The following is a 16,614-nucleotide window of genomic DNA, read 5'->3' on the forward strand; positions in this document are numbered from 1 at the left end:
TGACCATGATATATGAATTCCTTATTCTTTTTACTATAATTAGGTGTTTTATTTATAATTACAACAGATTATTTTAAAAATTCTAAATTTGCAATTCTAAAATTCAGAAACATGAAATACTCCAATCAGTCTAGGGTTTTGGTCGCCGTAGACAGCATTATTTTTGGCTTTGATGGTTCAGATTACAAAATATTATTGATTCAAAGAGGTTTTGCCCCTGAAAAAGAAAAGTGGAGCCTTATGGGTGGATTTGTGCAGATTAATGAATCTGTAGATGAAGCTGCAGATCGCATTCTGAAACAACTGACTGGTTTAGAGGATGTTTATTTGGAACAGTTACATGTTTTTGGGAAACCTGATAGAGATCCTATAGAGAGGGTTGTTGCCGTGGCTTATGTTGCTTTGATTGATATTCAAAAATATCAGCAACAAATCAACGATGATTTTCACGCCAGATGGTTTTTGATAAAGGATTTGCCCAAACTCATTTTTGACCATGAAGACATGGTCAAAACAGCTTTGGAAAGATTGCGCTACAAAGCAGCTTTTCATCCCATCCTTTTTGAACTCCTTCCTGAGAAATTCACTCTTCCGCAACTTCAGGCAATGTATGAAGGCCTATATGACACTAAAATAGACAAACGAAACTTCAGCAGAAAAATATTATCTACCAGTTTGCTGAAAAAAGAAAAAGACAAAGACAAATCAAGTAGTAAAAAAGGAGCTTTTTTCTATAGCCTTGATGAAGAATATTACAAAGAAAATTTCCAAAGTATATTGAATTTTATCCCTAAAAATGAAATCCATATGCTCAGTGAGTAATTAATTTCTCATATATTTTTTTTTTAAAATTAAATGGTGTATTTATGACACTTATACGTGAATTACCAAATTTTGATTTCAACCTATAAACCAAAAAATCCGGAAAATGAATTCAGGTTTTTCAACATTAGACTATATTGTTTTTATACTTTATGGTCTCACCATTGTTACCATTGGACTCTATGTGTCAAGGACTAAAAAAGGAGTTCAAAAAACGGCACAGGAGTATTTCTTGGCTGATAAATCACTAACATGGTGGGCTGTAGGAGCTTCCCTAATTGCCGCAAATATTTCCGCGGAACATTTTATAGGCACTTCTGGATCCGGTTTTGCGATAGGCTTGGGAATCGCTGCTTATGAATGGATCGCAGCTATAGCATTGATAATCGTAGCTAAATATTTTCTCCCTGTTTTTCTGGACAAAGGAATTTATACCATGCCCCAATTCCTCAGTCAAAGATTTAACAGGGGAGTCAGCACCGCATTTGCGGTTTTTTGGTTGCTGGTTTATGTATTTGTTAACTTGACTTCCGTAAGCTATTTAGGTGCCTTGGCTATGGAAAAAATTATGGGGGTGCCTTTGGCTTATGGAATCGTTGGGCTGTTGGTTTTCTCTGGCATCTATTCAATCTATGGAGGATTAGAAGCTGTGGCCTGGACAGACGTAGTACAGGTATTCGTTTTGATAGCAGGTGGGTTGTTGACCACATTTCTTGCTCTGGAGGCCGTTGGCGATGGAAATGGAATATTTGCCGGCTTTGCTACCATATTCAAAAGCGGGAGAGATCATTTTTCCATGATCATACCTCAGGGACAATTAATGATTCCAAACGGTGAGGGTGGCTTTAAAGACGCCTATCAGGATCTGCCCGGAATAGCGGTTATTTTGGGTGCCATGTGGCTTACCAATATCGGTTATTGGGGATTCAATCAATATATTATCCAAAAAGGTCTTGCCGCCAAAAGTATCAACGAAGCAAAGAAAGGACTAATTTTCGCTGGATATCTCAAAATACTTATTCCCCTGTTGGTTGTAATACCAGGAATTGCTGCCTATGTTTTGATCAATGATTTCAGCCCGGAAAAACTTTCCCTAATGCTCAATGTGCCCGTGGAGCAAATAGGAACGATTGATAAATCTGATGAAGCCTATCCTTGGTTACTCAAAAACTTTGTTCCTGCTGGATTCAGGGGCTTGGCATTCGCCGCACTTGCTGCTGCAATTGTTTCTTCTTTAGCTTCCATGATAAACAGCACTTCTACGATTTTTACGATGGACATCTACAGAACCTACTTCAACCCTAATGCCAACAACAAACAACTGGTAAACACCGGAAGAATAGTAGCAATTGTAGCTTTATTAATAGCCATGTTCATTGCACCTAAATTGAGCACTTTGGATCAGGTTTTTCAATATATACAGGAATATACAGGGTATATTTATCCCGGGGTAGTTGCTGTTTTTTGTATGGGATTATTCTGGAGACAGATTACAGCTAATGCGGCCCTATGGACAGCAATCGCTACAATACCTGCGGGTATTGTGTTTAAAGTTCTTTATCCCGAAATGCCTTTCATACTTAGAATGGGTTACGTTTTTATCGTACTTTGTTTCTTGGCTTCTTTGATAAGTTTTTCAGAGAAAAAAACAGGAATCAATCCAAATTTTGGGAAAAATCAGGGTATATTGATTGTTGGCTATGTTTTTATGATTTTTGGGCTGATCCTTGCAGCTTTGGGCTTTATTTTGTTCGAGCCTTATCAGTACTTAGGAATAGAATCCATTTTCATGCTCGCCACACTATTTATCATGCTTGGAATTATACTCTTTACCAACACAAGAATGAAATCATCTGATGAAAAAGCCTTTGAGATCAATCCTGAACTCTTCAATACGGCCACGCCTTTCAATTTGGGAGCTGCCGGGATTGTTTTGATTGTAGGAATGCTCTATTATTTTTTCTGGATGTAATTTAAAAAATGTTTTCACCGAAAATAACCTAAAATGAATAGCTTGAAACAAAATGAAGTATGGTTTGTCACAGGGAGCCAACATCTCTATGGAGAGGAGACACTTAGAAAAGTAGCTGAACATTCACTCATTATTTCAAATGAATTAAATAATTCAAACCAAATCAGCGTCAGTATAATTTTCAAGCCCATTGTCAAAACTACGGAAGAAATTTATGCTGTTTGCCTTGAAGCAAATCAATCTGAAGCCTGTGTTGGTGTGATTACATGGATGCACACTTTTTCACCTGCCAAGATGTGGATTTCAGGTTTGAAAATTTTGACCAAGCCCCTACTCCATTTGCATACCCAGTTCAACAGGAATATTCCTTGGGATTCGATAGATATGGATTTTATGAATCTCAACCAAAGTGCGCATGGAGATAGGGAATTCGGCTTTATGGTTTCAAGGATGAAAATCAACCGTAAAGTGGTAGTTGGATATTGGGAAGATGAAAAAGTGAAATCTCAAATTGATACCTGGTCTCGGGCAGCTTCTGCATGGAAGGATTGGCAAGGTGCAAAATTTGCCAGGTTTGGCGATAACATGCGGAATGTGGCTGTTACAGAAGGCGATAAAGTAGAGGCAGAAATGAAATTTGGTTTTGCTGTAAACACACATCCTGTAGGAGACTTGGTAAAAGTGATCAATTCCATTTCGGAAAAAGAAATAGATCATTTAGTTTCAGAATATGAAAATACCTATACGCTTTCAACAAATCTCCTAAAAGATGGGGATAGAAGAAACTCCCTCTTAGATGCCGCCAAAATTGAGTTGGGAATGCGTAAATTTCTGCAGGAAGGAGGATTCAAAGGATTCACAAATACTTTTGAGGACCTACATGGTATGAAACAATTACCGGGAATAGGTACCCAAAGACTAATGGCTGATGGCTATGGCTATGCCGGTGAAGGTGATTGGAAAACTGCAGCATTGGTTAGGGCAATGAAAGTGATGGGGACCGGACTTGAGGGCGGTAGCGCATTTATGGAAGATTATACCTATCATTTTGAGCCAAATAATAATATGGTTTTAGGAGCACATATGCTGGAGGTAGATCCTGTCTTGGCTAATGAAAAGCCAACATGTGAGGTACATCCTTTAGGCATTGGAGGTAAAGAAGACCCGGTCAGATTGGTTTTCAATGGCAAAGCCGGACCCTCACTCAACGCTTCTTTAGTTGACATGGGCAATAGATTCAGGTTGGTGGTGAATACAGTGGAAGCCATAGTGCCTCAATTTAATCTCCCAAAACTACCTGTTGCCAGGGTAATGTGGAAACCCTCGCCTGATATGAATACTGCTTGCGCTGCCTGGATTTATGCAGGCGGAGCTCACCATACCTGTTTCAGCCAGAATTTGACAACCGAGCATTTAACTGATTTTGCTTCCATTGCAGGAATTGAAAAAATAATCATAGATAAAAATACCGAATTGGGACAGTTTCAGAATGAATTGAAATGGAGTGAAATCTATTACAAGGTCTTTGAAAAATAATTGATAGTGAATGGAGCTTAATTTTAATTAGAAAAACAACAATTGGGAAACTAATGATACGAGAGCATGTCACTTTAAAAGATATTGCAAAAAAACTGAACCTTTCTGTTTCCACGGTATCAAGAGCACTAAGTGACTTACCTATCATTAATGAAGAAACCAAGAAAAAGGTTTTGCTGGCTGCTAAGGAAATGGATTATCATCCCAATCTATTTGCTAAATTCCTTAAAACCAAATCATCAAATACCATTGGGGTTGTAGTACCAGACCTTGAAATGCATTTTTTTTCTTCATGTATCAGTGGAATGCAAAACACATGCTTGGAAAATGGCTATAACCTGATCATTTGCCAATCCAATGAGTCATTGGAGCAGGAAAAATTCAATATCAAAACCCTGCAAGACTCAAGAGTTGATGGAATTTTAATTTCTTTATCAAGAGAGACTAATTCTTTTGACCATTTAGAACAGTTGAAAGATCATCAGATACCTTTTGTCTATTTTGATAGGGTTCATGAAAATGGTCCATATTCCCAGGTTGTTATCAACGATGAGGAAAGTTCCTTTGAGGCAACAGAATATTTGATCCATAAAGGATATAAAAAAATTGCTTTTTTGTGTGGTCCCAAAATTCTCAGCATCTGCAAAAACAGGTTAATGGGATATCAAAATGCGCTTAGAAATCATCAAATGGATTTCAATACAGATTGGGTTTTGGAATCAGACCTTTCAAGAGCATCTACAGAAGTGTGTATTGATAATTATCTAAGATTAAATGACAGGCCTGATGCCATATTGGCCATAAATGATATTGTAGCGATTAACTGTATTCGTCATCTGAAAAAAAAAGGCATCAAAATACCTAAGGAAATGGCAGTTATGGGTTTTTCCAATTCACCTGTATCTGAGGTTATCGAACCCAACCTAACCACTGTAGAACAACCCTCATTTGATATGGGCAAATTGGCAGCACTACGACTGTTGGAAGAAATAAGAAATCCCAATTTAATGTCTCAGAAAATCTTTACTTTAAATACCAAAATTATTGAAAGAGACTCCACATAAGATTAAGAAAATAGCTATATATTTCAAACTATTCAATTCTGCCAACACTCCGTTTAAGAATAGTACTTTTTGAAACCTTAATCAAAGTTAAAAATTGAAGAGCTTGACTTTGGATAAAGATTTTTCTCCTAATAATTTATAATTTGCAGCCTATCTACAAACTGACAATCCATTTAGAATGCAAACCAACTTGAAAAAAGATATTCTTCCTCACTTGATAGGTGTAGCTATTTTTTACCTGGTCGTATTGTTTTACTTCTCTCCTGCTGTATTTGACGGAAAAATCATTTTCCAGTATGATATTCTTCAGTGGGAAGGTGCGGCTAAAGAAATCATGGATTATAGGGCTGAAACCGGAGAGGAAGCGCTGTGGGCAAGTCGGTTGTTCAGTGGAATGCCCGCTTATTTGGTGAGTTTTGAGATTCCCGGCGATATCACTAATTTTTTGACAAAGGTATTTACTTTGGGCCTGCCCCACCCTGTTAATTCCCTGTTTTTTGGTATGGTATCCATGTATATTTTACTGCTGAGTTTCAAAGTCCGACCTGAGTTTTCTATACCCGGAGCCATAGCATTTGCCTTTAACACCTTCCATATCATTAGTTTGGACGCAGGACATAATGCCAAAATCTGGGCAATTTGTCTTATACCCCTGATTTTGGCGGGGATTCACTTGACATTTTCAGGTAAGCGATTGCTAGGTCTGGCGTTATTTGCTTTTGGATTGATGCTTCAGTTGAAATTCAATCATTTACAGATCACCTATTACACTGTCCTCATTGTAGGTATCTATGGCATTGCTCAATTGGTTGAAGCATTCAGAGCCAAAAAAATCCCTGAATTTGGCAAAGCATTGCTCATTTTGGTTTTGGGGGCCTGTTTGGCTATCGGTTCAAACCTCAGCCGCTTTGCTTCAGTTTTGGAATACAGTCCCTTTTCAACCCGGGGTTCTTCCAACGTTTCTTCAGCAGATTCCCCACAACAAGGATTGGACAAGGATTACGCTTTCAATTGGTCTCAGGGCAAAGTGGAAACCCTGACACTTTTAGTGCCTTATCTCTATGGCGGCGCCAGTGTGGAACCACTTCCCAAAGATTCTAAATCAGAAGAGGCCCTACGCTCTTATGGCGCACAGGCTGAACAAATCACTGACTTTGTTAAAAACGGCAGAACTTATTGGGGCGACCAACCTGGAACAGGCGGTCCAATTTATGGAGGAGCAATTATGGTTTTTCTATTTGTTTTGGGACTTTTATATGCTCCCAAAAAAGAAAAATACATTTTCCTTTCCATAATCATTCTATCGGTAATGCTGGCTTGGGGTAAAAACCTGGAATGGTTCAATTATGCGGTTTTTGACTATTTACCCGGATACAATAAATTCAGAGCTGTGACCATGGGGCTATCCATGGCATTATTCGCTATTCCTGTTTTAGGCAGCTTAGGTCTTGAACACCTTTTCAAAAACAATGACCAGAAACTATTTGTCAAAAACCTGTTGATTGCCATCGGAAGTACTGCTGGTTTGGCTCTGCTTTTTTTAGTTTTTGCAGGTATGTTTAGCTTTAGTGGACAAGTAGATGTCAATTTTCCTGATTGGCTTGCTGAGGCACTTCAGGAAGACCGAAAATCAATCATGCGAATCAGTGCGTTGAAAAGCATTGCCTTTATTCTGTTATCAGCAGGATTGATTTGGGCAGCTTTCAAAAATAAAATATCTCTTCAAATTGCCGGACTGTCTATAGCTTTACTATTGATTATTGACCTTTGGATTATCAACAAAAGATATTTAAACGAAGAAGCCTTTCAGTTCAGTCCGAAGGATCAGTTTTTTGCAAAAAGTCCTGCAGATGAAAAAATACTTGGCGATAAAGCTTATTTCAGGGTTTTGAACCTGGAAAATCCTTTTAATGATGCAAGAACCAGTTATTATTTCAACAGTGTAGGCGGATATCACGGAGCAAAGATGAAACGCTATCAGGAAATGATAGAGAATGTGATCAGTCCCGAAATACAGACTTTTATTCAAAAAGCTCAGGAAGGTAATTTTGACTGGGATGGATTAAACTCATTGAATATGCTCAATACCAAATATATTATTGCCGGGAAAGCAGAAAATGCGGTTTTTGAAAACCCAAAAGCCAATGGCATCGCATGGTTTCCATCCAATATAAAACGGGTTAGTACTGATGACGAGGAAATCCGGCTGATAAGCGAAATCGACACCAAAATGGATGCAACGATAAACGAAGAAGAATTCGGCATAGTACAATCGGGTTTGGGGCAGGTGGAATTAACTGAAAGGAAACCAAATGAACTCAGTTATTCCGTAAATGCTGAAAAGGGTGGATTAGTTGTGTTTTCAGAAATATATTATCCAAAAGGATGGAAGGTGTTTGTCAACGGAGAAGAATCCGAGCTTATCAGAACCAATTACCTGTTGCGGGGCATTGTAGTTCCGGACGGTCAGTCAATCGTAAAAATGAGTTTTGAACCTGAAAGCTATTACTCTACCAAAACCCTTACAATACTACTTCAATACCTGGTCGTTTTACTTCTCCTAGGCAGCATAGGGTTTTCTTTTTATAGTTTAAATAAGGCTGGCACCTAATGAGAAAACCAAAAGTTTTATTGGTAACACCTTCATTTCAATCCTTTGTCCAACAGGATATTATTTTCCTTTCCAAAAATTTTGATCTGACCATTGATTCTTACAATTGGAAAAGGAAAGAACTGGCACCAATCTACATGGTTCAGCAATTTTTTAACGTGCTGATCAATATCAATAACATGGATCTGATTTTGGTCCATTTTGGAGGTTATTGGTCCTTTTTTCCAAGTTTGTTGGGAAAAATGTTTCAAAAACCGGTTTATATTATTTTACATGGAACAGACTGTGCTGCTATCCCTGAATTGAATTATGGCAGTTTGAGAATCCCTCTTTTGAAATGGTTCTGCAAAAAATCCTATGATTGGGCCACAAGATTGCTTCCGGTAAGCCATTCATTGGTCAGCTCTGGTAATGATTTTTTTCAGAAAGGATTAACCATCAAAAATGGATTTAAACATCATTTCCCTTTTTTAAAAACTCCTTATTATGTTATCCCTAACGGTTTTGATCCGGAATTCTGGAAACCAAATCAAAACCTTTCCAAAAGCCCAATAACCTTTCTGGCTGTACTCTCCTCAGAACAGTATATACTCAAAGGTGGTGATTTGATTATGGAATTAGCAAAGAGATTTCCTGAATGCATATTCAAAATAGCAGGTATGAATAAACCTGAATTTTTCAATTTGACAACAGAGAATGTTCATTTTCTCGGAAACCTAAACGCAGAAAAACTAAAGGCTGAATACCAAAAAGTAAATTTTTATTTTCAATTATCGGTTTTTGAAGGCTTTGGTTGTGCACTTTGCGAAGCAATGTTATGCGGATGCACCCCAATTGGAAGCAAAGTAAATATCATACCCGAAATTATTGGGGAAACCGGATATATATTGGAATATAGAGATATCAATTTATTGGAAAAACTGATCAGGAAGATTATTGAACTGCCACAGACTTACCAAGTCAACCTAAAAGCACGGGAACGGATTATAGAAAAGTATTCTTTGGAAAACAGGAAGAAGATGCTTTTATCCTCGCTGACCTTTGAATAATGAACTAAAATTGAGAATGGAAAAACTAGCTGCTTCATTTGCCAGAAATCTATATATCATTCCGGGAGGATATTTTTTGGTCCAAATAATCAGAAAATTATTTGAATCAAATTATTTGAAACCTGAATGGAGGACCTTCAAATTCCGGGGAATCAGCATGAGAGTGGATATTTCAAAAAGCATGGGAGCTGCTATCTATTGGAGAGGTGCGCATGATTGGGCTCCGATTTTTGTTCTGGAAGATATTATCAAACAAGGCGATACAGTCATTGACGTGGGAGCAAATCAGGGAGAATATAGTCTATGGGCAGCAAAAAATACCGGGCCTTCGGGAACAGTTCTCGCATTTGAGCCAATGGATGAATTATACGTTCAGCTCAAAAAAAATTTCGCATTAAATCCAAAATATAGGAATACACTGATTCCAAATAAAAATGGATTATCCGATAAACCCGGAAAGCTGAATCTATTTGGTAAGGCCGGGGACAATGAAGGTGTAAACACTATGTTCCCTACCCAATCGCATACTGTCCTGATTCAGGAAATCAATTTAGACACATTGGATAATCAATTAAACAAATTAAAATGTGAGAAAGTGAACTTCATCAAAATCGATGTCGAAGGAGCGGAATTGCATGTTTTGAAAGGAGCAAGAGAAACTTTGAATAAGTATAAACCATCCCTTTTGATAGAAATCAACAGTGAGGCCTGTCTGGCTGGGGGTTACGAACCTGAAGAGATTTTTGAAATACTCAGACCTTTGGGGTATAAATTCGAAAAAATCGGTCTTAGGGGAAAACGAATCCCCGTGGACAAAGTACCAAAAGAATTCTGCAATATCCTCGCTTCCGTCAGATAGGCTTGATGCTTTCATTCAAAGAAATGACCTTTAATCAAACAACATAAAATCCATCTATATTTCTATTTTTACTTTCCATGAAACCATTGGCCCGCCAAAGCTTATTGACTACGCTCTTTTCCTATATAGGAGTTGTGATTGGCTATTTCAATGTACTTTGGCTATTACCTTTTGTATTACAACCTGAGGAGATTGGTCTTTTCAGAACACTTCAGGACATGGCTTTATTGATAGTACCCATTGCCCAATTGGGTATTGGAAACGGAATCACACGCTTTTTTCCTTTGGTAAAGGATAAGAAATATGCTTTTTTCACCATGAGTCTCTTGTTGACTTTTGCAGGGTTCTCTGTAGTTTCCTTATTGTTTTTAGTCTTTAAAAATCAGATTGTTTTAGCCTTTTCGACCAATTCTCCCGAGGTGATTGATTTTTTGGGGGTTGTTCTCTTTATCACTTTGTTTTCTGTGATGAATACTATTTTGGATGCATTTTGCAGGTCTTTTATGAAGATTGCCGTTCCTACTTTTTTCAGGGAGGTGGTCAACAGACTTTCGGTAGCCGTATTGGTTGGACTTTATTTTTTCGAATGGCTGAGTTTTGATCAGATGATCTGGGGATTGGCAATCCTGTATCTGATTTCCCTATTGGGAATGATAGGTTATATGGTTAAAATAAATATTTTCAAAATAGATTTTAACCTCTCCTATTTTCCAAAAGGGTTCAGAACAGATTTTCTGAAATACAGCCTGATTACCCTTTTAGGGACGGCAGGTTCGGTGCTTATTATGAAAATTGACAGTCTTATGGTCAGTTCCATGATTGGTTTGGATGCCAATGCCATCTATACCATCGCATTTTCGATTGCTATAGTAATTGAATTGCCCCGCAGGGCCATTTCACAAGTAGCTATGCCGGTAATTGCAGAGCATTTTGCAAGCAGAGAATATTCTAAAATCAATAAACTGTATAAAGATGTAGCGGTGCATCAGTTTTTAATCTGTCTGCTCCTATTCCTGGGAATCTGGTCAAATATTGATAACCTTTACTTTTTTGTACCAAACAATACCGTTTATGAGACCGGAAAATGGGTGGTCCTTTGGATTGGTCTGGCAAAAATGTCTGATATTCTTTTTTCGGTCAACGGTGAGATCATCGTGTTTTCCAAATACTACATCTTCAATATTACTGCCACGCTCATTATGTGTGTTGCAGTCATTGTATTGAATTTGGTACTCATCCCTTCCTTTGGAATTGAAGGCGCAGCAGTTGCTTCGTTTCTTTCCCTTTTGATTTACAACATCATCAAATATGCCTATATAAAAGTCAGATTGGGTTTTGATCCTTTCTCTTTGGATATAGCAAAAATATTTGTTTTGGGTTTGATGACTTTTGCTTTGCAGTTTTTCATTTTTCAGAGCAGCAAAGCTGGATTGACAGATATCATCGTAAGATCGATCTCGATCACTGTACTTTATGTTTCTGGAATTTATTTCATGGGAATTGCAAAAGAAAGTCAAAAAATCTTATTGGAAAAAATAAAAGGGCCCAGGCCTTAGAGTGTTACCAAACCTCTTTATTGACAAGATTTGAGCTGCCTTAAATCCGCAAACGTCCACTGTTATCCTGAATCCTGAGATACGAGGCCCTGTCCTGATAGCTTTCGGGACGGGGTGAGGCCTGTTTTTGAAAAGGGCTTCACTCGGCATTGTTTTTTAATTGTGAAGTTGGAACATGTCAGCGACCTGAGCCATTTGAGCAAATATACGAATTAAACTAATATTCGTTTTAATGATATCAGGATCTTGAATCCAGCTTATTCGTGATTTGGTAGTTTGGTTGGATTATATAAGTTCAACAACAAATTCACCAATAATCATTTTGTACAATACATTTAATCAGTAATTTTATTAGGAATAAAAAATTTAATGTTTTTTATTCCCGATTGAACAGGGTTGGGATGCATTTCATTCTTTTATGAAATCGAGATTTCAAAATAATTACTCGTTCAATACATTGTTATTTCATTATTTCAAAATAATATTTTAAAAAAATACTCAAATCATCATTGAATTCGCTTAATTTTGCAGTTCGATAAGGCCAAAGAAGATGTATCAAATAAAAAAACTTATAGTTTGCCTGGATCAGAGTGAATTGGACATCACACTTGTCAAATTTGCTTCTTTCATCTCGAAAGTCAACCAAACCAAGAAAATTTACTTCACCAACGTCATTAGAAACCTCAATATTCCCAAAGATGTTTTAGAGGAATTCCCTCATTTGATCGACAATATGGTTGAGGAAAGAAAAATGCAGATGAAGGAAATTGTTGATAAAACATTTGGTGAACAAGAAAATGTGGAATTCTCATATGTAGTCAAGGAAGGGCAATTATCAAAAAAAATCCTCAAGTTGGCACATGAAAAATCAGCTGACATGATACTCGTGGGCCGAAAAGTCAATCTTCCCGGTACAGGAGTTATCTCTCAAAGACTGGCAAGAAGAGCAAGCTGTTCCCTTTTGATCATTCCGGAAAATTCCGTTCCGAAAATGGATAAACTTTTGGTGCCCAGTGATTTTTCAGATTATTCAAAAGATGCTATGGAAGAAGCTATCATGATTGTTGAAAAATATGGGGGAAATGCCGAAATCGTCTGTCAAAATGTATTTACCGTGCCCTCCGGCTACCACTTCACAGGTAAAAGTTATAAGGAATTTACTGCCATTATGCTGATGCACGCAGAAATCAACTTCAAAAAATTCATCAGGAAAATCGACACGAAAAATATCAAAATCACGCCGGTATATACCCAAGATGAAGATGATGATCCCGTTGAGGATATTATATCGAAGGCAAAGGAAATCAAGGCTGATTCTATCATAATCGGAGCGAAAGGACGTACAGCTGCAACAGCCCTTTTTATCGGCAGCATGGCTGAAAGACTGATTCAACTCAATGATCATTTCCCTCTATTAGTTACCAGACCAAAAGGAAAAAATGCAGGGATACTGGACTATATTCTTGAGATCTGACCCAGTGTTTCTAAATATCAGATGATCAAAAAAACCGCTACCAGGAAACTCAGATCCGGGTAGCGGTTTTTTTATTTACACAAACCCACCTGTTCAATTTCAATAAATAATAAATTGTTGAGACATTTGACCTCAAGGGGTTAAACCTATTCAGTTTTCTGCTGTCAAAGAACCGAATGATTTCAATTAACGATTTAGAACTTTTACAATTGATCCAAAACCCCGGTACAAGGGAGAAAGGATATAGGATTTTGATTGAAATGTATCAAAAAAGGATTTATGGAGTTATTCGAAAGATGGTCATTATTCATGAGGATGCTGATGATATTACTCAAAACACCTTTGTCAAAGCCTTTAAAAATCTCAGTAATTTCCATGGTAATTCCTCTTTGTTCACTTGGCTTTACAGGATCGCTGTCAACGAAAGTCTGAATTTCCTGGAAAGAAAAAAGAAAAGATATTTCTTTCCCATTGAAGACCATACAGAAGTAATGCAGAATTATCTTGACCACTCAAGTATGATTTCTGCAGATGACATTGAAAAAAAATTTCAAAAAGCCCTATTAAAATTACCTGATAAACAAAGGCTTGTTTTCAATTTGAGATACTTTGAAGACTTAAGCTATGAAGCAATCAGCCAAATCACTGAAACCTCAGTTGGTGCCTTAAAGGCAAGTTACCATCTTGCCAGCAAGAAAATTGAAAATGAACTTAAAACAGAATAAACTTATTGACTTTATTTCTGTCTAACAATCGGAGCCATGAAAAAATCAAATAAAACTAACATTTTCAAAACACCTGAAGGATATTTCGAAGATCTTCCTGAAAGGATACTACTTGAAAATAACAAGAGAAAAACCCGGACGCATTCGATAGTAAGCTCTCTATCAGCCGCAGCGGTCATACTTCTTGGAATTTTTTTGTTTGTTTTGAATAATGACACCATTCAGGAAACATCTGTTGAAGCCAATCTAAATCAAGAAATAGACCTTTATATAAGCTCAGGTTATTGGCAGGCTGAGGATATTCTCTCATTGGGTGAGAATCCAAATGAAATCCTTGATGAAATCATCAGCGTGGAGTGGGGCACATCAGATTCTGATAGCAATGATCAATTTGAAGAAGATTGGTGGTATTAAATTAATAATCATGAAAAAACTTACACTCATATTTCTCCTCATAGCCATCAGCAATATCAACCTATTAGCTCAAAGGCCCTCATCATCTTATGACAAAGAAAAACTGGAAGCTGCAAGAGTAGCCTTTATTACCAATAGGCTTGACCTAAAAGCCGAACAAGCGGAAAAATTCTGGCCTGTGTTCAATCAATTCAATGAAGAAAGAGGCAAGTTGATGCATCAACTTTCAGCAATCAACCGAAGCTCCTCCGAAGAAATGACTGAAGCCAAAGCAAGGGAAATGATAGCCCAAAGAATGAGTTTGCAACAGGATCTTTTGGATATGGAAAAACTCTTTATGGATGAGATTGTAAAAATCATTTCGCCCATTCAGGCAGTAAAACTTGGAGGTGTGAATAGAGAATTTACGCGGCAGGTGTACAGAATGCAAAGAGGAAGAGATAAAAACGATTAGAAAAAGAAAGCAGCCTTAAAGCTGCTTTCTTTATTTTACTTTTTTAATAAATCCCTGATCTCTTCCAAGAGAACTTCAGATTTTGGGGCTACAGGTGGCTCCGAAGGCGCTACTTCTTCTTTCTTTTTCAAAGAATTCATCCCCTTGATTGCTATAAAAATGACAAAGGCGATGATCAGAAAATCCACTATATTTTGAATAAAATTACCATAGCTGAGAACTACAGCCGCCATTTCTTCTCCAGTCTCAGAAGTGTAAGCATCCCGGAGCGTGACACTTAAATCTTTGAAATCTACGCCACCTAAAAGGACACCTAGAGGAGGCATCACAATATCATTGACAAAAGATGAAACGATTTTGCCGAATGCGCCACCAATGATGACAGCAACCGCCAAATCAACTACATTGCCTTTCATGGCAAATTCTTTAAACTCTTTAATTAGGCTCATAATGCTTATAAATTGAAGTTTTATAATGATTTAAAGGCCCAAAATAATTAAAAGAAATAATTAAAATGGATTTAATAATAAATTCTTTTTATAGGACAAAAAAGACCCAATCAGAATCTGTAACGATGTCTTCTATTTATTAAAATTTTACTGAAGGTGAAACTTATAATTTTTCATAACTTTAGGCCGAAAACCTATTAAATTAAAAAAACAGAATGAAAATCGCATTGATTGCGCATGATGGGAAAAAAGCAGATATGGTCCATTTTCTGAGTGGCTATAAAAACGAATTGCATCATGCAAATATTGACCTGGTTGCTACAGGCACCACTGGGTCTCATATAGAAAAAGCAGGATTCAAAGTTCAGAAACTCCTCTCAGGGCCTTTAGGGGGTGATGCCCAGATAGCTGCCATGGCAGCTCAAAAAGAGCTTTCAATGGTAATATTTTTTAGGGACCCTCTGGATAAACATCCCCATGAACCGGATGTACAAATGCTGATGAGGATTTGTGATGTCCACAATATTCCCTTAGCTACTAATCCCGCAGCCGCACAATTGATGTTTGAACAATTAACTTCCCAGTTTTAATGGAAATAAAAACAATAAAGAGAATAGGTGTCCTCACTTCAGGAGGAGATGCCCCAGGAATGAATGCTGCAATCAGAGCAGTCGTAAGGGCTGGTTTTTTTTATAATTTAGAAATGTACGGCATTTATCGCGGGTACGAGGGTATGATACAGGATGATATCAAAAAACTTGAATCCAAAAACATTGCTCATATCCTGGAAAGAGGGGGAACATTTCTGAAATCTGCCAGAAGTGCTGAATTCAGAACTGAAGAAGGACGAAAAAAAGCTTTCGCTAATCTCCTAAAGCATGGCATTGACGGTCTTGTGGTGATTGGCGGAGACGGGTCTCTTACCGGAGCGCACTTATTCTTCAAGGAATTTGGAATACCATCCATAGGAATCCCGGGGACAATTGATAATGACCTTTCAGGTACTGACCTTACTATTGGATTTGATACAGCATGCAATACAGCTATTCAGGCTATTGATAAAATACGTGACACAGCGACTTCGCATGATAGACTTTTTTTCGTAGAAGTAATGGGCAGAGATGCAGGTTTTATTGCTATCAATGCAGGAATCGGAAGTGCTGCGGCAGCTACCTTGATTCCTGAGAAGAAAATGCCTATTGAAAGGTTGGTAGAGAGGTTAAAAGCCAGAACCAAAGCAATGAAAACTTCCAATATTGTAATTGTAGCAGAGGGTGGAAAAAGTGGCGGTGCAACTGAAATTGCTTCCAAAATAAAAAAACTTCTCCCCTATTACGATATCAAAGTCACCATATTGGGACATTTGCAAAGAGGAGGAGCTCCAAGTTCATTAGATAGAGTTCTGGCAAGTAAATTAGGTGTCTCTGCAGTGGAGGGCTTAATAAACGGCAAATACGATGTAATGGCCGGGATCATAAATAACAAAATCGTCTTTACCCCAATAGCAAAAGCAATAATCGGTAGCAAAGAAGTAGATGAAGATGATTTCAGAATTGCAAAAATTCTTTCAACTTAAAATTCATTTCGATATGGTATCACAAAAAAGGGAGGTTTATCACCCCCCTTTTT

Annotated in this window: 15 protein-coding genes; 14 read left to right on the plus strand and 1 reads right to left on the minus strand. The window is 37.5% G+C overall.

All coding sequences use genetic code 11. The features are described 5' to 3' along the window. Nucleotides 1-111 precede the first annotated feature (111 nt). The 12 genes from B9A52_RS20875 to B9A52_RS20930 all read left to right on the plus strand — a co-directional run bounded on the left by B9A52_RS20875 (nt 112) and on the right by B9A52_RS20930 (nt 14,536). Nucleotides 112-822, plus strand: a complete 711-nt coding sequence (locus B9A52_RS20875; RefSeq protein WP_084122442.1) for an NUDIX hydrolase — start codon at nt 112-114, stop codon at nt 820-822. A 106-nt stretch (nt 823-928) separates the two neighbouring features. Continuing rightward, on the plus strand, nt 929-2,794 hold the full coding sequence (locus tag B9A52_RS20880) for a sodium:solute symporter family transporter (protein WP_084122444.1): 1,866 nt from the start codon (nt 929-931) through the stop codon (nt 2,792-2,794). Nucleotides 2,795-2,827: 33 nt separating this feature from the next. After that, nucleotides 2,828-4,330 (plus strand): L-arabinose isomerase, encoded by a 1,503-nt coding sequence (gene araA, locus B9A52_RS20885; protein ID WP_084122446.1) that lies wholly within the window; start codon nt 2,828-2,830, stop codon nt 4,328-4,330. 53 nt (nt 4,331-4,383) lie between these two features. Then, nucleotides 4,384-5,394 (plus strand): LacI family DNA-binding transcriptional regulator, encoded by a 1,011-nt coding sequence (locus B9A52_RS20890; protein ID WP_084122448.1) that lies wholly within the window; start codon nt 4,384-4,386, stop codon nt 5,392-5,394. A gap of 178 nt (nt 5,395-5,572) precedes the next feature. Next, on the plus strand, nt 5,573-8,005 hold the full coding sequence (locus tag B9A52_RS20895) for a YfhO family protein (RefSeq protein ID WP_084122450.1): 2,433 nt from the start codon (nt 5,573-5,575) through the stop codon (nt 8,003-8,005). After that, a complete protein-coding gene (locus B9A52_RS20900) occupies nt 8,005-9,054 on the plus strand; it encodes a glycosyltransferase family 4 protein (RefSeq protein ID WP_084122451.1) in 1,050 nt (349 codons plus the stop codon). The genes B9A52_RS20895 and B9A52_RS20900 overlap by 1 nt, the downstream gene beginning before the upstream one ends. A 16-nt stretch (nt 9,055-9,070) precedes the next feature. Then, nucleotides 9,071-9,913: an FkbM family methyltransferase gene (locus tag B9A52_RS20905; RefSeq protein WP_084122453.1), complete on the plus strand. Its 843-nt coding sequence runs from the start codon at nt 9,071-9,073 to the stop codon at nt 9,911-9,913. 77 nt (nt 9,914-9,990) lie between these two features. Beyond that, a complete protein-coding gene (locus tag B9A52_RS20910) occupies nt 9,991-11,469 on the plus strand; it encodes a lipopolysaccharide biosynthesis protein (RefSeq protein WP_084122455.1) in 1,479 nt (492 codons plus the stop codon). A gap of 550 nt (nt 11,470-12,019) precedes the next feature. Next, nucleotides 12,020-12,943: a universal stress protein gene (locus tag B9A52_RS20915; RefSeq protein WP_084122457.1), complete on the plus strand. Its 924-nt coding sequence runs from the start codon at nt 12,020-12,022 to the stop codon at nt 12,941-12,943. Nucleotides 12,944-13,119: 176 nt separating this feature from the next. After that, complete coding sequence (locus B9A52_RS20920) at nt 13,120-13,668, plus strand: RNA polymerase sigma factor (protein ID WP_084122459.1); 549 nt, start codon at nt 13,120-13,122, stop codon at nt 13,666-13,668. A 36-nt stretch (nt 13,669-13,704) separates the two neighbouring features. After that, entirely contained in the window at nt 13,705-14,082 is a 378-nt protein-coding gene (locus tag B9A52_RS20925) for a hypothetical protein (protein ID WP_084122461.1), read from the plus strand. Nucleotides 14,083-14,092: 10 nt separating this feature from the next. Beyond that, a complete protein-coding gene (locus tag B9A52_RS20930) occupies nt 14,093-14,536 on the plus strand; it encodes a hypothetical protein (protein ID WP_084122463.1) in 444 nt (147 codons plus the stop codon). A 35-nt stretch (nt 14,537-14,571) separates the two neighbouring features. On the opposite strand, the gene mscL is transcribed toward B9A52_RS20930, so the two are convergent. After that, on the minus strand, nt 14,572-14,985 hold the full coding sequence (gene mscL / locus B9A52_RS20935) for a large-conductance mechanosensitive channel protein MscL (protein WP_084122465.1): 414 nt from the start codon (nt 14,983-14,985) through the stop codon (nt 14,572-14,574). 215 nt (nt 14,986-15,200) lie between these two features. On the opposite strand from mscL, the gene B9A52_RS20940 reads away from it, so the two are divergent. Both B9A52_RS20940 and pfkA read left to right on the plus strand, forming a co-directional pair. Beyond that, nucleotides 15,201-15,575, plus strand: coding sequence for a methylglyoxal synthase (locus tag B9A52_RS20940; RefSeq protein WP_084122467.1), 375 nt, complete (start codon nt 15,201-15,203; stop codon nt 15,573-15,575). Beyond that, on the plus strand, nt 15,575-16,561 hold the full coding sequence (pfkA, locus tag B9A52_RS20945) for a 6-phosphofructokinase (RefSeq protein ID WP_084122469.1): 987 nt from the start codon (nt 15,575-15,577) through the stop codon (nt 16,559-16,561). Before B9A52_RS20940 ends, pfkA begins: the two co-directional genes overlap by 1 nt. The last annotated feature ends 53 nt before the right edge of the window (nt 16,562-16,614 follow it).

The sequence above is a fragment of the Aquiflexum balticum DSM 16537 genome (assembly GCF_900176595.1).
Taxonomy (GTDB): Bacteria; Bacteroidota; Bacteroidia; order Cytophagales; family Cyclobacteriaceae; genus Aquiflexum; species Aquiflexum balticum.